At 62.3% G+C, this 20,054-nt stretch carries 17 protein-coding genes; 1 reads left to right on the top strand and 16 read right to left on the bottom strand.

Annotation, left to right across the window (positions count from 1 at the left end):
• Positions 1-20: 20 nt before the first annotated feature.
• The 4 genes from VCJ09_RS00375 to coxB form a co-directional block, all read right to left on the bottom strand.
• On the bottom strand, positions 21-908 hold the full coding sequence (locus VCJ09_RS00375; RefSeq protein WP_324732664.1) for a cytochrome c oxidase subunit 3: 888 nt from the start codon (positions 906-908) through the stop codon (positions 21-23).
• Between the two features lie 11 nt (positions 909-919).
• The gene (locus tag VCJ09_RS00370; RefSeq protein WP_324732663.1) at positions 920-1,471 is read right to left on the bottom strand and encodes a cytochrome c oxidase assembly protein; all 552 of its coding nucleotides are present in this window, start codon (positions 1,469-1,471) and stop codon (positions 920-922) included.
• Positions 1,472-1,540: 69 nt separating this feature from the next.
• A complete protein-coding gene (ctaD, locus tag VCJ09_RS00365) occupies positions 1,541-3,145 on the bottom strand; it encodes a cytochrome c oxidase subunit I (protein WP_324732662.1) in 1,605 nt (534 codons plus the stop codon).
• A 4-nt stretch (positions 3,146-3,149) separates the two neighbouring features.
• On the bottom strand, positions 3,150-4,274 hold the full coding sequence (gene coxB, locus VCJ09_RS00360; RefSeq protein WP_154067123.1) for a cytochrome c oxidase subunit II: 1,125 nt from the start codon (positions 4,272-4,274) through the stop codon (positions 3,150-3,152).
• A gap of 353 nt (positions 4,275-4,627) precedes the next feature.
• Here coxB and VCJ09_RS00355 point away from each other — a divergent pair, with 353 nt between their 5' ends.
• On the top strand, positions 4,628-5,284 hold the full coding sequence (locus VCJ09_RS00355) for a hypothetical protein (RefSeq protein ID WP_324732661.1): 657 nt from the start codon (positions 4,628-4,630) through the stop codon (positions 5,282-5,284).
• An 87-nt stretch (positions 5,285-5,371) separates the two neighbouring features.
• Here VCJ09_RS00355 and VCJ09_RS00350 read toward each other — a convergent pair whose 3' ends face one another.
• The 12 genes from VCJ09_RS00350 to VCJ09_RS00295 all read right to left on the bottom strand — a co-directional run bounded on the left by VCJ09_RS00350 (position 5,372) and on the right by VCJ09_RS00295 (position 19,964).
• On the bottom strand, positions 5,372-6,085 hold the full coding sequence (locus VCJ09_RS00350) for a carbonic anhydrase (protein ID WP_324732660.1): 714 nt from the start codon (positions 6,083-6,085) through the stop codon (positions 5,372-5,374).
• Positions 6,086-6,387: 302 nt separating this feature from the next.
• A complete protein-coding gene (locus VCJ09_RS00345) occupies positions 6,388-7,647 on the bottom strand; it encodes a maltoporin (RefSeq protein WP_324732659.1) in 1,260 nt (419 codons plus the stop codon).
• A gap of 180 nt (positions 7,648-7,827) precedes the next feature.
• Complete coding sequence (pgi, locus tag VCJ09_RS00340) at positions 7,828-9,492, bottom strand: glucose-6-phosphate isomerase (RefSeq protein ID WP_324732658.1); 1,665 nt, start codon at positions 9,490-9,492, stop codon at positions 7,828-7,830.
• 38 nt (positions 9,493-9,530) lie between these two features.
• Entirely contained in the window at positions 9,531-10,472 is a 942-nt protein-coding gene (locus VCJ09_RS00335) for a carbohydrate kinase family protein (protein ID WP_324732657.1), read from the bottom strand.
• Positions 10,473-10,540: 68 nt separating this feature from the next.
• Positions 10,541-12,028 (bottom strand): xylulokinase, encoded by a 1,488-nt coding sequence (gene xylB / locus VCJ09_RS00330; protein ID WP_324732656.1) that lies wholly within the window; start codon positions 12,026-12,028, stop codon positions 10,541-10,543.
• Between the two features lie 16 nt (positions 12,029-12,044).
• Complete coding sequence (gene tal, locus VCJ09_RS00325; RefSeq protein WP_324732655.1) at positions 12,045-13,010, bottom strand: transaldolase; 966 nt, start codon at positions 13,008-13,010, stop codon at positions 12,045-12,047.
• A gap of 15 nt (positions 13,011-13,025) precedes the next feature.
• Positions 13,026-14,501, bottom strand: coding sequence for a mannitol dehydrogenase family protein (locus VCJ09_RS00320; RefSeq protein ID WP_324732654.1), 1,476 nt, complete (start codon positions 14,499-14,501; stop codon positions 13,026-13,028).
• Positions 14,502-14,533: 32 nt separating this feature from the next.
• Complete coding sequence (locus tag VCJ09_RS00315; protein ID WP_324732653.1) at positions 14,534-15,637, bottom strand: ABC transporter ATP-binding protein; 1,104 nt, start codon at positions 15,635-15,637, stop codon at positions 14,534-14,536.
• Positions 15,638-15,652: 15 nt separating this feature from the next.
• Positions 15,653-16,486 carry a carbohydrate ABC transporter permease gene (locus tag VCJ09_RS00310; protein WP_324732652.1) on the bottom strand — a complete coding sequence of 278 codons (834 nt, stop codon included), beginning with the start codon at positions 16,484-16,486 and terminating at the stop codon, positions 15,653-15,655.
• A 13-nt stretch (positions 16,487-16,499) separates the two neighbouring features.
• Positions 16,500-17,429 carry a carbohydrate ABC transporter permease gene (locus tag VCJ09_RS00305; protein ID WP_324732651.1) on the bottom strand — a complete coding sequence of 310 codons (930 nt, stop codon included), beginning with the start codon at positions 17,427-17,429 and terminating at the stop codon, positions 16,500-16,502.
• Positions 17,430-17,521: 92 nt separating this feature from the next.
• Complete coding sequence (locus VCJ09_RS00300; protein ID WP_324732650.1) at positions 17,522-18,832, bottom strand: ABC transporter substrate-binding protein; 1,311 nt, start codon at positions 18,830-18,832, stop codon at positions 17,522-17,524.
• Positions 18,833-19,058: 226 nt separating this feature from the next.
• A complete protein-coding gene (locus VCJ09_RS00295) occupies positions 19,059-19,964 on the bottom strand; it encodes an AraC family transcriptional regulator (protein ID WP_324732649.1) in 906 nt (301 codons plus the stop codon).
• Between the last annotated feature and the right edge of the window lie 90 nt (positions 19,965-20,054).

The following is a 20,054-nucleotide window of genomic DNA, read 5'->3' as shown; positions in this document are numbered from 1 at the left end:
CTTTTTCTAGGCCGCGCGGATCAGAGTACATAAACGAAAGTAAACAAGCCGAGCCACACCACGTCGACGAAGTGCCAGTACCAGGCGGCCGCCTCGAAGCCGAAGTGCTGCTCGGGGCTGAAGTGGCCACGAACGACGCGGACCAGCATCACCGTCAGCATGATCGCCCCCAAGGTGACATGGGCGCCGTGAAAACCGGTAAGCATGAAGAAGGTCGCGCCATAGATGCCCGAGCCCAGGGTCAAACCGAGCTCGGTGTAGGCATGGATATACTCTTCGGCCTGGAACACCAGGAACGCCGCGCCGAGTACCAGAGTCAACGCCAACCAGAGTGTCAGCGGCTTACGCTGGTTCTTGCGCAGGGCATGGTGGGCGAAGGTCAGGGTGAAGCTGGAACTCACCAGCAGCACGGTGTTGAGCAACGGCAGACCCCAGGCGCTGATGACCCCGCTGGGGGCCGGGTAGAGTTTGGGATCCGGCGTGTTGAGCAACGGCCAGCTGTACTCGAAACCCGGCCAGAGCATGTTGGCAATGCCTTTGTCGCCTTCGCCGCCCAGCCAGGGCCCGGCCCAGGTGCGCACGTAGAACAGCACGCCGAAGAACGCGGCGAAGAACATCACCTCGGAAAAAATGAACCAGCTCATGCCCCAGCGAAACGAGCGATCCATCTGCGCGCTGTACAGGCCTGAACTGCCTTCCTTGATCACTGTACCGAACCAGCCGAACAGCATGTAGGCGAGGAACATGCCACCAACGAAGAAGATCAGCGGGCCGTTGGAGTCGGCCCGCTCGGCCTTCATATCGTTGAACCAGGTGGCGAGCCCGACGACCGTGATCAGCAAGCCGATAGTGGCGATAATCGGCCACTTGCTCTGGGCCGGAACGTAGTACTGCTCATGAGCTGCCATCTTTATTCTCCTTATTGGCCCACCTGGGCTACAGGCGGTTTACTCGCAGTGATATCGAACAGAGTGTAAGCCAGGGTCAGGTGGCGCACATCTGCGGGTAAATCTCGATCGACGATAAAACGTACCGGCATTTCAATACGCTCACCGGGCTGCAGAACCTGCTGGGTAAAGCAGAAACACTCGGTCTTGTGGAAATACGCCGCCGCCTTGGAGGGGGCAATACTGGGAATCGCCTGAGCAGTCATCGGCTTGTCCGTGGGGTTGTGCGCGACGAATAACATCTGCGTGCTTTCACCCGGATGCACCGTCACTTCATCACCCAGCGGGCGGAACTCCCAGGCCATATCGGCCGCATTGGTGGCGAGAAACTGCACCCGCACCTGACGCGACTGGTCCACGCTTTGCTGCCCGGCCTCATAGACCCCGGCGGTTTTACCGTTAATCCCGAAGGCCTGGCACATCACGTCGTAGATCGGCACCAGGGCGAAACCAAAGCCGAACATCCCCACCACCACCAGCAATAAGCGGATGACCAGACGACGGATGGCCAGGGCGTCACTCATGGCCGGCTCGCAGGGCGGGCCGGTCAGCGGCCGAACGTGCCTGGCGAACTCGGTCTTCGCAGAGATTCATCACTTCACGTCCGGCGGAGTCTGGAAGGTGTGGTAAGGCGCTGGCGACGGCACCGTCCACTCCAGGCCTTCGGCGCCATCCCAGGGCTTGGCCGCGGCCGGCTTGCCGCCACGGATGCACTTGATGACGATGAACAGGAACAGCAACTGGGTCGCACCGAACATGAAGGCACCGATGCTCGAGACCATGTTGAAGTTGGCAAACATCATGTTGTAGTCGGGGATCCGCCGCGGCATGCCGGCCAGACCGACGAAGTGCATGGGGAAGAACGCCATGTTCATGCCGACGAAACTCATCCAGAAGTGCAGCTTGCCGAGGGTCTCGTCATACATATGGCCGGTCCACTTCGGTAGCCAGAAGTAGGCCGAGGCGAAGATGCCGAAGATCGCCCCCGGTACCAGTACGTAGTGGAAGTGCGCCACCACGAAGTAGGTGTCGTGGTACTGGAAGTCCGCCGGGGCGATGGCCAGCATCAGCCCTGAGAAACCGCCGATGGTGAACAGAATGACGAACGCCACGGCGAACAGCATCGGCGTCTCGAAGGTCATCGACCCCCGCCACATGGTACTCGCCCAGTTGAACACCTTAACCCCGGTGGGCACGGCGATCAGCAGGGTGGCATACATGAAGAACAGCTCGCCGGTCAGCGGTATGCCGACGGTGAACATGTGGTGCGCCCAGACGATAAACGAGAGGAAGGCGATCGATGCGGTGGCATAGACCATCGAGGTATAGCCGAATAGCGGCTTGCGCGCGAAGGCCGGGATGATCGCACTGACCGCGCCGAACGCCGGCAGGATCATGATGTACACCTCGGGATGACCGAAGAACCAGAACACGTGCTGGAACAATACCGGGTCGCCGCCACCGGCGGCGCTGAAGAAGCTGGTGCCGAAGTGGATGTCCATCAGCATCATGGTCACGCAGCCCGCCAACACTGGCATCACCGCGATCAGCAGGAAGGCGGTGATCAACCAGGTCCAGACGAACAGCGGCATCTTCATCAGGGTCATGCCGGGGGCGCGCAGGTTGAGGATGGTGGCGACCACGTTGATCGCGCCCATGATCGAACTGATACCCATCAGGTGGATGGCGAAGATGAAGAAGGTCACGCTTTCCGGCGCGTAGGTGGTGGACAGTGGCGCGTAGAAGGTCCAACCGAAATTCGGTCCGCCACCCTCCATGAACAGCGTGCTGACCAGCATGCTGAAGGCCGCCGGCAGCAGCCAGAAGCTGAAGTTGTTCATCCGCGGCAAGGCCATGTCCGGCGCGCCGATCATCAGCGGAATCATCCAGTTGGCCAGGCCGACGAAGGCCGGCATCACCGCGCCGAAGACCATGATCAAGCCATGCATGGTGGTCATCTGGTTGAAAAATTCCGGCTGCACGATCTGCAAACCCGGCTGGAACAACTCGGCGCGAATCACCATGGCCATGGTGCCACCGAGGAGGAACATGGCGAAGCTGAACCACAGGTACATGGTGCCGATGTCTTTATGGTTGGTGGTTAGCACCCAACGCATCAGACCTTTGGCTGGGCCGTGATGATGGTCATCCCCGGCATGGCCATGATCTTTATGATCCGTATCGATCACTGCACTCATGTCCTTACTCCTGAGCTTGTTTGAACGCGAGAACGTCTTGTGGTGTGACCATGTCACCCACTTTGTTGCCCCAGGCGTTGCGTTCGTAGGTGATGATCGCGGCAATGTCGACTTCCGACAGTTGCTTGCCGAAGGCGGCCATGGAAGTGCCTGGCTTGCCGTTGACCACCATGCCGATATGTTCTGCGGCTGGGCCGGTGGCGATGGCCGAGCCCTTGAGCGCCGGGAACATCGGTGGCAAGCCTTCACCAGTAGGCTGATGGCAAGCGGCACATGTGGTGTTGTAGGCTTTTTCGCCACGGGCCAGGAGTTCTTCCTGGGTCCACTCCTTGCTGGTCAGCTCCTTCTCGGCAAGCGCGAGCTGTTTGCGCTCGGCCAGCCAGAGGGCGAAGTCTTCCTTCGACTTGACCTCGACCACGATCGGCATGAAGCCATGGTCCTTGCCGCACAGCTCGGCGCACTGACCCCGATAGATCCCTGGTTCCTCGACCCGCGTCCAGGACTCATTGACGAAGCCGGGAATGGCATCCTTCTTCACCGCCAGGGCCGGCACCCACCAAGAGTGGATCACATCGGCGGAGGTAATCAGAAAGCGTACCTTGGTGCCAACCGGCACCACCATCGGCTCATCGACCTCGAGCAGATAATGCTCGCCTTTCTCGGCTTTATTATTGATCTGGTCTTGGGGAGTGGTCAGGTTGCTGAAGAACTCCACGTCCTGGCCCAGGTATTTGTAATGCCATTTCCACTGGTATCCGGTGATCTGGATATCCAGCTCGGATTCCGAGCTGTCGTAGATGTCGATCAGCGTCTTGGTCGCCGGGATCGCCATCAGCACCAGAATCACCAGCGGCACCACGGTCCAGAGGATCTCCACCGTGGTGCTTTCGTGAAAGTGCGCGGCCTGCTGCCCCGTGGAGCGGCGGTGAACCAGCATCGACCAGAACATCGCGCCGAACACCACCACGCCGATCGCGACGCAGATCCAGAAAATGGTCATGTGCAAGTCAAACACCGAGCGACTGACCTCAGTAGCTCCGGGCGCCATGTTGATCGTCCAGCTGGCGTGAGCCGAGCTGAATACCAAACACAGCAGGAGGCTCATCCAAACGCGTGGATGTCGCATCATTGCGGGTTCCCCTTATCATTCTTGTTATCCCGTCGGCGGAACATGCAGCAAAAGGATCGACGGCCATGACAACTGTCGAAACCTCTCCGTGCCGAAGCCCGTCCGGTGTTATCAGGTACTGTCTTTCGAATTCGAGTATAGACGGCGACTTCAACCTGGCAACGTCAAAACGAAAATCGCCAACACCGCGCAAGCCTTGTGCTAAACGCCACGGTGGGTGTAACACGGCTAGAATCAGGGGTAGCGCGTTATAGCGCTCTCGTATAAGTATGAAAAATTTATGACAATCGCGTCTGAGCAGTCGCCTCCAGCCAGCTATGGTTCACGCCCATGTCCTCACTTCAGGAGTAGTCATGAATACCCCCGCATTGCGCGAACTGATTCAGCGCGCTCACCAACACGAAACCAACAGCAAGCAGCTCTCTGCGCAACTGAGTACGCAACTGGAGCGCCTGCATCCCTCCATCCGCCTACCCGACATTGATACCCTCGAGGTGCTCACGCGCTTTGTCAGCGCCTATATCGAGCAGGTACCCGATGTGTTGGAAGCGGCCAATCAGGTCGCACGCGAAGCCGGCATCGAGGCGCAGATCAAGCCCGTACTGAAAGTCGCCGAACAATTTTTCCTCCAGCCACCCGAGCTGATGGCCGGACATGAGGGCCTCGATGGTCTGCTTGACGAAGCCTACCTGGCCCACCGCCTGGTCGAGGAGGTCAACGACCGCTACATCGCCCACCTCGGCCGACCCCTGATTCCGCTGGACACCACGGTGGCCAACCTGATCGCCCACCAGTTGATCGGCGAGCCATTTGCCAATCAGCTGGACGAGGCTGTGCACCACGCGGTGGATGGCATGCTCGATGAAGCCAGCTTCGACCAGGCCTCCGTGCGCGCCTATCGCGAGCGCTTGAGCGACCCGCACACCGAAGCCGCCTGGAAACGCTGGCCCTGCCTGTCAGGCCAACTGGGGGTTGAACTGCAGCTGGACGAATCGCGCACAGCGGGCTGACGAGCGCTCGCGCACGAACCGGGAACAACGCTTTCCCAGGGCTGAACAGAGCGCCGTCAGACCTTGCACGGCCCAATGCTGCCGGCGTCAGACCTGCAAATAACGTGGCCGCGGTGTGGCCATCGGCAGCGGGCCATCGCCAATCTGGCGGAACTCGCCTTTCTCGGCGTCATAGGCCTTGATCTCGCTGGTCTCGATGTCGTACACCCAGCCATGGATGAACAATTGCCCGCTGGCCAGACGCGAGGCTACCGAGGGATGGGTGCGCAGGTGGTCGAGTTGGGCCACCACGTTCTCCTCGGTGAGGATGCCCAGGGTGTTGTGGTCGGCGCAGCCGCAATTGTCCTCGACCACGATCTTGGCCACTTCGGCATGACGCAACCAGGCTTTTACCGTCGGCATGCGCTCCAGCTCTTCGGGGTTGAGCACCGCCTTCATCGCGCCACAGTCGGAATGCCCGCAGATGATGATGTGCTGCACACCCAGCGCCATCACCGCGTACTCGATGGCGGTGGAGACCCCGCCCATCATCTGCCCGTAGGGCGGCACCACATTGCCGACGTTGCGGGAAACGAACAGGTCGCCGGGATCGCTCTGGGTAATCAATTCGGGGACGATGCGCGAATCGGCGCAGGTAATGATCATCGCCCGTGGCGTCTGCTCATGGGCGAGCTTCTTGAACAACGCCTGTTGCTGCGGAAACACCTCCTGACGGAAGCGCTGAAAGCCTTCGAGGATATGCCGCAGCGCCTCCTCCGCGCTTTCCACCACACGAATGCTCTGCTGCTCTTGTTTATTCATAGGGCTGACCTCGAAAATCTGCGGGGTTGCATCCTTCTGGCGCGGCCAATGTCCCGAGTGAGTGATTGCGCACCCTTACTGGACACTCGACGCGCACCTTGGGTCACCGCGAACCCAGTCACTGGCGGCCGGCCGGGTCGCCTGTTCGATAAATAGCAATTCGCGTTCCAGGTGCCCTCGCGGGCGGACGGCAGAAACAACCCGGCCAGGGGATGCTCTGCAGCAGCCCCCGGCCGGGTTGTCGGCACGCCGGACCAACGCCGCGGCTTAGCCGGCAGCATCGACCCGCTCGGAACTGGCGATCACCACCAGTATTCGACCTGAGCGCCGACGTTGGAGCCATGCAGGGCGGTGTCGAAGGCGCCAGTGTCGGACAAGGCCGAGCCCGCCGCCAATACGTTGGCCGCACGCTGCGCCGCTGCGTTCCAGGTCGCATAGGTGTAGTACAGACGAATTTCTGGACGCACCCAGAAGTCAGGGCCGGACGGCGACCAAGTCGGGGCGATGGTGAACTTGGTCAGCTTGCGCGTGCCGCCAGGCGCCTGGACCTGATCACGACCCAGTTCGCCAATCAGCTTGAACTGCTCGGTGAAGGCATACGTTGTCCGCCCACCCACCGACAGCCAGTTCTGGTAGCTCTGATCCATTTGCTTGTCCTTCTGGTAGACCACCTGAAACTGCCCACCGAGACGCGGAGTCATCTGCCAATCAAAGAACTCGACCAAGCGATAGCGCTTGGCGCTGTCGTCCAAGTTGACATTGCCGGTCGAGCCCAGCGCAGTGCCGGGACCTGCGCCGTACTGCAGGGCAAAGGTGTTGTTGGCGCCGGAGCCGAAAACATCCTTCTGCTTATGCTGAGCCGTGATCGACCAGCCGCTGTAGGCGCCTTCGATATGGCGCGGCTTGTCGATATAGCTCAAGCCGAACTCCAGCTCACCCCCCGGATTGGTATCGAAGCCGGCCACGTTGAAGTCGTGACGGTTGATGTACTCCTGCTGGAACACACTGTCCTTGCGTGAAAAGGCGTAGCTGTATTTCAGACCACCTAACTCATAGTCCTCCACACCGGCACCGGTGGCGCTCTGGTTCCAGTAAAAAAAGTCGGAGATATGGATGTCGTTACGTTTGTAGAAGCGTCGCCCTGCCCACAGAGAACCACCGTTGAGTGCCGGCACCTTGCTCCATTCGGCGAACATCTGGTTCATCCGGGTAAAACCATGCTCGCCGGTGAATTCGGGCGTATGGCCGTATTCGTTGAACAACTGTGCCATGGCCTCGACACTTACCACCGAGCCGTCGTCCAGGGTCAATAGATCCTGGCGCAGGTCCAGTTCGGAGTACTGCTCGCACTCGTTGCCCAGGCGATACTTGGACTGGGCGCCGGGTAACTGGAAGCACGCTTGGCTGTCGCCACTGTCCGCACTACCCACACCGCTGCGCACATAGCCGGTGAACTCCAGGGCCTGGACCTGGGGCAAAGCCAGGGTCAGGGCCAACAGGTAGGGGGCGATACGTGCAGCGCCGGATACACGCGATGGCCGAGGGTTGAGACTGATCTGCATGATTACTCCTGATTGTTTTTTATTGTGTGAGGTGCTGCGGATAACCGCCGAAGCGACGGCTTGTTGCGGGTTATTCAGGCGCACAGCCCCCTGCCGAGCGACGAATCGCTCGGCTTTGAGCTCATGTAACGACTTGAGGGGGACGCTGCCGCGTTTTACGTCAGCCTTGTCAGCGTCCTATCAGCCGCGATGACGGCCGCGGAAGAAGTCGACCAGGCCCTGGGTCGAGCCATCTTCCGCAGCGCCTCTCTCGCTGCCGACCAGGCGTGAATACACGCCCTGACCCAGCACCTTGCCCAGCTCCACGCCCCACTGATCGAAGGCATTGGTGCCCCAGATCACGCTCTGGGCGAACACCTTGTGTTCGTACAGCGCGATCAAGGCGCCCAGGCGTCCCGGGCTGACGCGCTCGAGTACCAGGGTGTTGCTCGGCCGATTGCCGGGGATGACCTTGTGCGGGGCCAGGCGCTGCACCTGATCGTCGTCCAGACCCTGGGCGCGCAACTCGGCTTCGGCCTCCGCGCGGGACTTGCCAAGCATCAGTGCCTGGCTTTGCGACAGGCAGTTGGCGAACAGCCACTGGTGGTGGTCGGCGACCGGGTTGTAGCTGCTCACTGGCACGATGAAATCCGCCGGAATCAGCTGGGTGCCCTGGTGCAGTAATTGGTGATAGGCGTGCTGGCCGTTGCAACCGACCCCACCCCAGATCACCGGGCCGGTGGCACTGGTCACCGCGCTGCCATCCTGACGCACGCGCTTGCCGTTGGACTCCATATCGAGCTGTTGCAGATGCTTGGTGATATTGCGCAGGTAATGGTCGTACGGCAGGATCGCGTGGCTCTGCGCGCCCCAGAAATTGCCGTACCAGATACCCAGCAAGGCCAGCAACACCGGCATGTTGCGTTCGAAGGGCGCGCTCTGGAAATGCTCGTCCATGCGATAGGCACCGGCGAGTAATTCCTTGAAGTTGGAGATGCCGATCGACATGGCGATCGGCAGGCCGATGGCCGACCACAGCGAGTAACGCCCGCCGACCCAATCCCACATCGGCAAGATATTCTCCTCGCGAATGCCGAATGCCAGCGCCGCCTGGGTGTTGCTGGAAACCGCCATGAAATGCCGGTGCAACTCGACCTCGGAGCCGCCTTGGGCCAAGTACCAACTGCGCGCGGCCTGGGCATTCTTCAGGGTTTCCAGGGTATTGAAGGTCTTCGAGGAGACGATGAACAGGGTGGTTTCCGCGCGCAGCTTGGCGGCCAGTTCATGGAACGAGCTGCCATCGATATTGGCCAGGTAATGACAGCGCACGCCACGCTGGGCGAACGGCAGCAAGGCCTCGGAGACCAACTGCGGACCGAGGAAGGAACCGCCGATGCCGATATTCACCACGTCGGTGATCGGCTTCTCGCTGTAGCCGCGCCACAGGCCGTTGTGCACCCGCCCGACCAGCTCGCTCATCTGGTTGAGCACCCGCTGCACCTCGGGCATCACATCGACGCCATCGACCAGCACCTTGTCGCCGATTGGCCGGCGCAAGGCGGTGTGCAGGGCCGGGCGGTGTTCCGAGGCATTGACCAAGGCGCCGTCGAACAAACCCTCAATTGCCTGCTGCAGACCCGCCTCCATGGCCAGGCCGACCAGCAGCTCGCGGGTATCGGTGTTGATCAGGTTTTTCGAGTAGTCGAGAAACAGCCCGCAGTCGTTCAGGGAAAACGTGCTGAAGCGCTGCGGATCCTCGGCGAATGCCTGGCGCAGATTGAAATCATCGAGCTGCGTGCGATGGGCGGCGAGGGCCTGCCAACTGGCCAACTGGGTTACATCGACAGATGAGGGAGAGTGCGGCATAACGGCTCCTGCGGACAATGGATAGGCGGCTGGGCAATTCACAGTGCGTCGAGTTCGTGCCAAAACGGCAGATCCGGACCGACCCGCGAACAGGTCAGCGCGGCGGCCCTGATCGCCAGGTCGAGCATGGCGTCGAGCTGCTCGCGGGAGATGCCGGCCAACCCTTGCGGGCTGTCCAAGCCATGACGGGCCAGGTAGCAGAGCAAGGCAGCCTGGAAGGTATCGCCGGCACCGACCGTATCGCGGGTCTGCACCGCCCGGGCCGCCACTGACCAGTGACCATGGGCGCGACTGTGCACGCTGGCACCCTTGCCGCCATGAGTGAGGCACACCAGCTGACAGCGCTGGTCGAGCCACTGGCGGGCAACGTCCTGGGGATCGCGCTCCGGGTAGAGCAACTGCAGGTCCTCCTCGCTGACCTTGATCAGGTGGGCATGGGCGGCGAAGGCTTCGATGCGCTGGCGCCAGATGGCGATGTCCGGCTCGGGATTGAGCCGCACATTGGGGTCGAGACTGATCAGACGCTGGTCGCGCTCGCGCCCGACCAACTCGAGCAGGGTATCGGCGACCGGCGTGACCACCAGCGAATAGGAGCCGACATGCAGGCCGCGCACCCGCGCATCCAGCACCGGCAGGTGCTCGCGGCGCAGCAGGCGATCGGCGCAGCCCTGGCCGCGGAACGAGTACTGCGGCGAACCCTGGGCATCCACCCCGACCATCGCCAGGGTGGTGGGCGCATCGCTGGCGATCAGGTAGTCAGCGCTCACCCCTTCTTCAGCCAAGACCCGGCGCAGGCGAACGCCGAGGTGATCGCTGGAAATCCCGGTGAACAGCGCCGAATCAATGCCCAGCCGGCGTAAACCGACCGCGACATTGAAGGGAGAACCGCCAGCAAGCGCCTTGAAATCCAGCTCGCTGCTGCGCGCGCCGGGCTCCAGGCTGAAGAAATCGAACAGGGCTTCGCCGCATATCAGGTACATGCTTGTCTCCACATCAGGACCGGGCGCGGGGGCGCCGGGTTGAAAAGGGTTCACCGGGTTGCTCAGCACTACTGCCGCATGACCTGCTCGCGATAGCGCTGGTAAACCTGTTCGTACTGCTCGCTACGGCCGCGATCCGGCCGGGTTTCGCTGCTAGCATCGAAGCTGACGCAGCGTTCGCAAAGCGCCTCCAGCGTGGTCTCATGACCCTGCTCCCGATCCAGGCACCAGGCCGCCTGGATCGCCGCGCCCAGCGCTGCCGCCTCGGTGTGCTGCGGGCAGATCAGGGGAGTGGCCATGATGTCGGCGACGATCTGTCGCCAGATCGGGCTCTTCGCCGCGCCTCCGATCAGGCGGATGCTGCGGCTTTCGATACCGCTGGCGCGCAACAGGTCGAGGCCATAGCGCAGACCAAATACGCTGCCCTCGACCACCGCGCGGCAAAGGTTGGCGCGGCTCAGGTTGTCGCTGCTCATGCCGTGCAGGCTCGCGCGGGCATTGGGCAATGCCGGCACCCGCTCGCCGTTGAAGAACGGCAGCATCAGCACGCCTTCGGCACCGATCGGCGCTTGTGCCACCAGGGCGCCGAAGCTGGCCAGCTCCAGCTCCAGCAGTTGCTGGATGGCGCCAGTGGCACTGGTCAGGTTCATGCTGCAGATCAGCGCCAGCCATCCGCCGGAAGACGAGCAGAAGGTTGCCACCTGCGGCTGCGGGCTGACCCGCGGCTGGTCGGCATAGGCGTAGAGAGTGCCCGAGGTGCCGAGGCTCATGGTGATCGCCCCGGGCTGGATATTACCGGTGCCGATGGCGCCCAGCATGTTATCGCCGCCGCCGCTGGCGATCCGCACCGCGGGATTGAGGCCCAGCAGCTGGGCAATCTGCGGACGGATCGGTCCCAGGCATTGCTCCGACTCGATCAGCTGCGGCAGCGCCGCAACCAGCCGCCCCGAGGGATCGATATGCCTGAGTAACGCAGTATCCCAGGTGCGTCGGCGCACATCGAAATAGCCGCTGCCGGAAGCATCGCCGTATTCGGCACAGCAACGCCCGCTCAGCCAGTAGTTGAGGTAATCGTGGGGCAGCAGGATATGGGCGATGCGTTGAAAAATCTCGGGGTACTGCTCGCGGGTCCAGAGCAGCTTGGACACCGTGTAGCCCGGCGCGATGGCCACTCCCAGGCGCTCGAGCGAGCCGGCTTCACCGCCGAGATAGTCGAGCAGGCGCTGATTCTGCTCAGTCGACTCGGTATCGCACCAGAGCTTGGCCGGGCGCAGCACCTCGCCCTGCTCGTCGAGCAAAACCAGGCCATGCTGCTGGCCGGAGACACCGATGGCGAGAATCTGCTCGCCAGTGATCGCCGCCGCGTTCAGGGCCGCGTGAGTGGCCTGCTCGAACGCCGCCAGCCAGTCGCTCGGCTGCTGCTCGCGCCGGCCATTGGCGCCGCTGATCAGCTGGTGAGGGGCACTGCCCTCGCCCAGCACCCGGCCGCTGTCGGCATCCAGCACCAGCGCCTTGCTGCCCTGGGTACCGCAATCGATACCTAGAAATAAGCGCATCCGCTTTCTCCTCGGTTCAACGCAGCGCCCGCAGCCGCTCACTGAGCAGGGCTTCGAGCTTGAGTTGATCGGCATGGAACTGGCGAATGCCTTCGGCGAGCTTTTCCGTGGCCATGGCGTCTTCATTCATCTGCCAACGCAAAGCGTCTTCGCTCAACGGCGCCGGCGCCACCTGCCGCTGGCCATCGTCGGCCAGCGCCGGGGTAAGCCGGCCTTCGGCCTCGGCCAACTCGGCGAGCAATGCCGGGCTGATGGTCAGGCGATCGCAACCACCCAACGCCAGTACCTGCTCGAGGTTGCGAAAGCTCGCCGCCATCACCACCGTGGGGTAGTCGTGCTGCTTGAAGAAGCGGTAGATCTGCCGCACGGACAGCACGCCCGGATCGCTATCCGCGCTGAAGCGGCTGTCTGGCGCCTGCCGTTGGTGCCAGTCGAGGATGCGCCCGACAAAGGGCGATACCAGGTAGACGCCCGCTTCGGCACAGGCACGCGCCTGGGCCAGGTTGAAGATCAGGGTGAGGTTGCAACGGATGCCCTCGCGCTCCAGTTGCCGGGCCGCCTGGATGCCTTCCCAGGTGGCGGCGATCTTGATCAAGACGCGCTCGCCGGCAACGCCCAGCTCCAGGTACTGAGCATAGAGTGCGCGCGCCCGCGCCAGGGTGGCGTGCGTGTCGAAGGACAGGGCCGCCGGCACTTCGGTTGAGACCTTGCCGGGAATCTGCTCGAGAATCTCCAGCCCCATGCTCACCACCAGACGATCGCAGGCGTTGGCCAGCAGCGCCTCTGGCGAGCGACTGCGCGGCTGCGCCCAATCCAGCGCGGCGTCGAGCTGTTGTGGGTACTGCCCGGCTTGCAGGGCCTTGAGGATGATCGATGGATTGGTGGTGGCGTCCTGCGGCGCGAAGCGCTTGATCGCCGCGAGATCGCCGGTGTCGGCGACCACCACACTGTGTTGTTTCAGCTGTTCGAGCAGGTTGGACATATCGCTCTCCGTGGATCAGTCGCGCAGCAGGGTTTGCAGGGTGGTGCCGACGCCATGGGTGCGCAGGCTGTCGAGGCACCACTCGAAGGCGACAACAAACGCGCTGGATTGGCCCAGGGCGCTGCCGAAGATCGCCTCCTCGCCCAGTACCCGCGCGGTCAGGCCCTGCGGGTCGGCCACCAACGCCTGACAATGCTCGGCGCGCGGATCGGCAATGCGGTACTGCGCGCCGCGCTCATTGACGCCCTCGAGGTACAAGGCCCAGGCCGCCACCACCAGGGCCGTACGCTCGAGTGGCTGGCCGTCGGCGATCAGGCGGTTGATGGTCGGTACGATGAACTTGGGCAGCTTCGACGAGCCATCGGAGCAGATCCGCTCCAATTGATCGGCAATCGCCTGGTTGGAGAAGCGCTCGATCAGCGTGTCCTTGTACAGCTCCAGGTCGATGCCCGGCACCGGCGCCAGTTGCGGGGTGACATCCAGGTCCATGAAGGTCCGCACATAGCGGCGCAGCAACGGATCGTTCATGGTCTCGTGCGCGAAGCGATAGCCCTTGAGCATCCCCAGGTAGGTCAGCGCCAGATGGCTGCCGTTGAGCAGCTTGATCTTCATCTCTTCGTAGGGCGTGACGTCGTCGGTGAACTGCACCCCGACCTTTTCCCAGGCCGGCCGGCCGTTGACGAACTTGTCCTCCAGCACCCACTGCACGAAGGGCTCACAGACCACCGGCCAGGCGTCCTCGATGCCGTGGCGCTCAGCCAGTTGCTGGCGGTGCGCGTCACTGGTCATGGGGGTGATGCGATCGACCATGGCATTGGGGAAACTGACGTTGGCCTCGATCCAGGCTGCCAACTCGGGGTCGGACAAGCAGGCGAAGCTGAGCAGCGCCTTGCGCGTGACCGCGCCGTTGTGTGGCAGGTTATCGCAGGACATCAGGGTGAACGCCGGGGTGCCGGCGGCGCGGCGCTTGGCCAAGGCCGCACAGAGAAAACCGAAGACGCTGCGCGGCGCTTCGGGATGGCTCAGGTCGTGCTGGATGTCGGGCAGGTCGGCGAGAAACTCGCCGCTGCTGTCGTCCATGCAGTAGCCGCCTTCGGTGATGGTCAGCGAGACGATACGGATCGCCGGATCGGCCAGTTTGTCGATCAGCGCCTGGGGCGAATCCTCGGCCAGCAGCATGCCACTGATGGCGCCAACCACTTGCACCGCGTTGCGCGCGTCGTCGCCCAGTTCGACCAGGGTGTAGAGGTAATCCTGCCCGGCCAGGGCATCGCGCATGGCACGATCGGCGCCGCGCAGGCCAACGCCGCAGATGCTCCAGTCGAGGGCTTCGCCCCGGTTCATCAGGGCCTCGGTGTAGATCGCCTCATGGGCGCGGTGGAAGCCGCCGACGCCGATGTGGGCGATGCCCTGCTGGGTCGTGTCGGCACGGTAGGCGGGCAGCGCGATAGGCGCCGCCAGCTGTTCGAGATGCTGGCGATTGAGTTTCATCTGAGCTTCCTAAGCGGATCTGACGGGCGGCCTCAGGCCGCCTGCTGGAGTCGTTTGGCAATGGCCTGGCCATCGGCATCGAAGAGGTGGCAATGCGCCGGATCGAACGCCAACTCGAGGGTTTCGCCAGAGCGCGGGGAAAAATCGCCGCGCACACGAATGGTCAACATCTCCTTGCAGGCCGTGCGCACGTGGCAGTAGGTGTCGCTGCCCAGTCGCTCGCTGACATCGGCGGTGACCCGCAGCTGGCCTTGGCCTGCCGGCACTATATTGAAGTGTTCCGGACGCACGCCCAAGGTCACCGGGCTGCCTGCGGCCAGGCCGCCAGCGGCCAACGGCAGGCTCAGTTGCGCGCCGCACTCCAGCTTCACCTCGCAGGCGGCGCCGTCGGCCTTGCCAGCCTGGCCACGCAGGAAGCCCATCTTCGGTGTGCCGAGGAACCCGGCAACGAACAGGTTGGCCGGGTGGTGATAGAGCTCCATCGGCGAGCCGACCTGCTCGACCCGCCCGCCGTTGAGCACCACCACCTTGTCGGCCAGGGTCATGGCTTCGACCTGGTCGTGAGTCACGTAGATCATGGTCGCTTGCAGCTCCTGGTGCAGGCGCGCCAGTTCCAGCCGCGTCTGCACGCGCAGGGCGGCGTCGAGGTTGGACAGCGGCTCGTCGAACAGGAAGATCTTCGGGTTGCGCACGATGGCGCGGCCGATGGCCACGCGCTGGCGCTGGCCACCGGAGAGCTGCTTGGGCTTGCGCTCCAGCAGCGGATCCAGCTCGAGGATGCGCGCGGCGTTCTCCACCTTGTCCTTAACCTCGCTCTTGGCCACGCCGGCCAGGTCGAGGGCAAAGGACAAATTCTTGCGCACGGTCATGTGCGGGTACAGGGCGTAGGTCTGGAACACCATGGCCAGATCGCGCTTGGCCGGGGCCATGTCGGTGATGTCCTTGCCATCGAGTTCGATGGTGCCGCTGCTGACCTCTTCCAGCCCGGCGATCAGGCGCAGCAGGGTGGACTTGCCGCAGCCGGACGGACCGACGAACACCACGAACTCGCGGTCGCGTACGTCCAGGTCGATGCCCTTGATGATGGCGGTGCCGTCGAAGCCTTTTTTCAGGTTACGAATCTTCAAATCTGCCATGGGGAATTCCTCTAGTTACTTGACGGCGCCGAAGGACAGGCCGCGTACGAGTTGTTTTTGGCTGATCCAGCCGAAGATCAGGATGGGCGCACAGGCCAGGGTCGAAACCGCCGAGAGCTTGGCCCAGAACAGGCCTTCGGGACTGGAGTAGGACGCGACCAGCGCGGTGAGCGGGGCGGCTGCCGAGGAGGTCAGGTTGAGCGACCAGAAGGCCTCGTTCCAGCACAGGATCAACGACAGCAACATGGTCGAGGCCAGGCCGCCGCGAGCGATCGGCAGCAGCACGCGAGCGATCTCCTGCAGGGTGGTGGCGCCGTCCAGGCGTGCGGCTTCGAGGATGTCGACGGGGATGTCCTTGAAGTAGGTGTAAATCATCCAGACCACGATCGGCAGGTTGATCAGGGTGTAGATGACGATCAGCGCGATGCGTGAATCGAGCAGACCCAGGCTCTGGCAGATCAGGTAGATCGGCATCAGCACACCCACCGGTGGCAGCATCTTGGTCGACAGCATCCACAGCAGCGTACGCTTGGTGTGGCGGCTCTCGAAGAACGCCATGGAGTAGGCCGCTGGCACCGCGATGAGCATGCACAGCAGGGTCGCCACGGAGGAAATCAGCAGCGAGTTCCAGGCGAAGCTGAAGTAATCGCTGCGCTCATTGATCAGCAGGTAGTTCTCCAGCGTCGGCATGAAGAGAAACTGCGGCGGCGTGGCGAACGCATCGATCTCGGTCTTGAAGCTGGTGAGGATCATCCACAGGATCGGGAAGAAAATCAGCGCGCCAATGGCCCAGGCTGAAGTGCCTACCAGCACACTCTGCAGACGACGGGATTGTTTAAGCGTGAGCATGATCAAAGCCTCATTATTGGTTGGTGAGGTTCTTGCCGATCATCCGGATCAGCACGATCGCCGCGAGGTTGGCGATGACTACCGCGATCAGCCCGCCAGCCGAAGCCATGCCGACGTCGAACTGCAGCAGCGCGTGGTTGTAGATCAGGTAGGCCAGGTTGGTCGACTCGAAACCAGGGCCGCCGCTGGTGGTGGTGAAGATCTCGGCGAACACCGAGAGCAGGAAGATCGTCTCGATCATCACCACCACGGCGATCGGCCGGGCCAGGTGCGGCAGGGTCAGGTGCCAGAAAATCGCGATGGGCCCGGCACCGTCGAGGCGTGCGGCCTCCTTCTGATCCTGATCCAGCGACTGCATGGCGGTCATCAGGATCAGGATGGCGAACGGCAACCACTGCCAGGAGACGATCAGGATGATCGAGAACAATGGGTACTGGGCCAGCCAGTCCACCGGCTGCGCGCCAAAGAACTTCCAGATGGCGGCGAGGATCCCGGAGACCGGATGGAAGATCAGGTTCTTCCACACCAGCGCACTGACCGTCGGCATGATGAAGAAAGGCGAAATCAGCAGCACCCGGACGATGCCCCGGCCCCAGAACTCACAGGCTTCCAGCAACGCGGCGATCAGCACGCCGAACACCACGCTGATCAGCAGCACGCTGCCGACCAGCAACAGGGTGTTGGTCGCACCGGGGATGAAGCCGGCGTCGGTGAGGAAGTACTGGAAATTCTCCAGTCCGACGAACTGGTTCTCGCCGGGGTACAGCAGGTTGTAACGAATCAGCGAGAAATAGATGGTCATGCCCAGGGGGATGATCATCCACAGCAGCAGCAGGGCCACTGAAGGGCTGACCAGAAACCAGCCAGGCTTGAGCGGGCGGCGCTTACCGCCGGCAGTCGCGGGCGCACTTTTCAGGTGCGTGTCGAGGGTCGAAGTAGTCATGGCGACTCCGTATTGATTCGGCAAGAACAGACGGTCGGACACCGGCATTCAGGGCTGTATGCGCGGCGCCTGGACGGCCTATGGGAAGTGGGCTACTTCGGATAGCCCGCGCGTTTCATCTCACGCGCCGTGGACTGCTGGGCCGCCATGAGCGCCTGGTCGACCGACATATGACCGGTGAGCGCTGCGGTGAACTGCATGCCGACCTGGGTGCCGATGGCCTGGAACTCGGGGATGGTGACCAACTGAATACCGACATAGGGCACCGGCTTGAGCGTCGGATTCGCCGGGTCGGCCTGCTTCAAGGATTCCAGCGTGACCTTGGCGAACGGCGCGGCAGCCATGTAGGCATCGCTATAGGTCGAGGCGCGGGTGCCCGGCGGCACGTTGGTCACGCCATCGGTCTCGGCGACCAGCTTGGCGTATTCCTGGGAAGTAGCCCAGGCGCTGAAGGTCTTGGCCGCGGCCTTGGACTTGGAGCTGGTGGGAATCCCCAGCGCCCAGGAATACAACCAAGCCGAGCCCTTGTCGGTGACCTGCTGCGGCGCATGGCTGAAGCCAACCTTGTCGGCAATCTTGCTCTGGCTGCTGTCGGTGACGAAGGAGCCCGCCACGCTGGCATCCACCCAGAGCGCACACTTGCCGCTGTTGAACAGCGCCAGGTTCTCGTTGAAGCCATTGCTGGAGGCACCGGGCGGGCCTGACTGCTTCATGGTGTCGACGTAGAAGTTCAGCGCCTGCTTCCACTCGCTGCCGGTGAATTCTGGCTGCCATTGCTCGTCGAACCAGCGCGCACCGTAAGCGTTGGCCACGGTACTGATCAGCGCCATGTTCTCGCCCCAACCGGCCTTGCCCCGCAGGCAGATACCGTATTGCTCCTGCTCCGGCTTGTGCAGCTTGGCGGCGAACTCGCCCATCTGCTCCCAGGTCGGGTAGTCGGGCATGCTCAGCCCCGCCTGCTCGAACAGGTCGGTGCGGTAATAGGTGATCGAGCTTTCGGCGTAGAACGGCAGGGCGTACAGCGTGCCGTTGACCGACAGGCCTTCGCGCACGGAGGGGAAGACATCATCGAGCGCATAGTCGGCCGGCAGGTCGGTCATTGGCTCAAGCCAACCCTTCTCGCCCCACAACGCCGCCTCGTACATGCCGATGGTCAGCACGTCGAACTGGCCACCCTTGGTGGCGATATCGGTGGTCAGGCGCTGGCGCAGGACATTCTCTTCGAGCACCACCCACTTCAGGTCGATCTCCGGGTGCTGTGCTTCGAAGGTTTTCGAGAGCCGCTGCATGCGGATCATGTCGCTGTTGTTGACGGTGGCGATGGTCAGGTTTTCGGCGGCATAGGCGAACGCCGACAGGGACAGGCAAGAAACAGTAACGAAGGCTTTAGCTGAATGGTTCATTGATTTGAACTCCTCTCCTGCGTCGCTACTGCGACCGGAGATCGATATTGTTTTTGTATTAGTCGATCTGCATTACACCCCTCCTCAAAACCTCGGACAACGCCTCGACTGCACTATAACTAATACTTTTTTGCACTCTTAAAAGCGAACGCAAACACCACCACAAGACTCAACACCAGTGAGCCTAGGCCTCTAGAGGGGATAGCCGCGCAAGCGACTGACCGAATCAGTACAGGTTTTGCTCGGTCAAGCGCTGAACCACCAGCTTGCGGTAGTCGGACGGCGTCACCCCTTTCAACTGCAGGAAGCGTCGATTGAAGTTGGAAATGTTGCTGAATCCGGACTCGAAACAGATCTCGGTCACCGGCATCTCGCTCTTGCTCAGCAACTCGCAGGACTTGCTCACCCGCAACCGGTTGACGAACTCGACGAAGCCTCGCCCGGTGGCCTGTTTGAAGAAACGCGAGAAGTAGGTCGGGGTCATGCCCAGGTAATGCGCGACCTCGTCCTGGCTCAGCTCCTGGGCGTAGCGCTGAAAGATGTAGTCCACCGCACGGTTGATGCGCTCGACGTGATGCTCGTCGGCCAGTTGCGCGGCGACACTGCCGGAGAGCAGCTGGTAGTCCTCGCTGGCGGCCAGCAGCTCCAGGAGGATGAAGAAATGCCCGAGGCGGGCGATGCCCTGAGAGTCGGCGATCTTCTGCATCAGGCCCCTGGCCTCGCGGATGCAGCGTGGGTCGCGGAACTCGATACCGAACTGGGCATGCTCCAGCAACGGCGCCAGCCCCTTCAACTCGGCAAATACCGCGGTGCCGCGGTCGAGCACCTCGTCGGTGAAGTTCACCAGCATGTCGCGCTGGTCCAGCACCTCGCCCTCCTCGATCTGGCTGATCCAGTTGTGCGGCAGGTTGGGCCCGGTGAGGAACAGGCTATCGGGGGAAAAATTGCCGATGTAATCGCCGATAAACACCTTGCCGGAGCTGGCGACGATCAGGTGTAGCTCGTACTCCTTGTGGAAATGCCAGCGCACCAACGGACAGGGAAAACCATGCTGACGATAGATCAGCGAGTGGCCTTCGTGATCATCCATCAACTCGAAGGAGGGGTCGGGTACACGGGATGTGCGGGTCATATACTTGCGTCGTCAGTGAGCGCGTTGAGTACTCAAGTTTTAACACATCATCGGCGCTCATCAAGCGCAAAAAAGCAACCAACGCCAGCC

Origin of the sequence: Pseudomonas paeninsulae (assembly GCF_035621475.1) — a bacterium.
Lineage (GTDB): Bacteria > Pseudomonadota > Gammaproteobacteria > Pseudomonadales > Pseudomonadaceae > Aquipseudomonas > Aquipseudomonas paeninsulae.
This window is presented reverse-complemented; position numbering and strand designations above follow the sequence as displayed.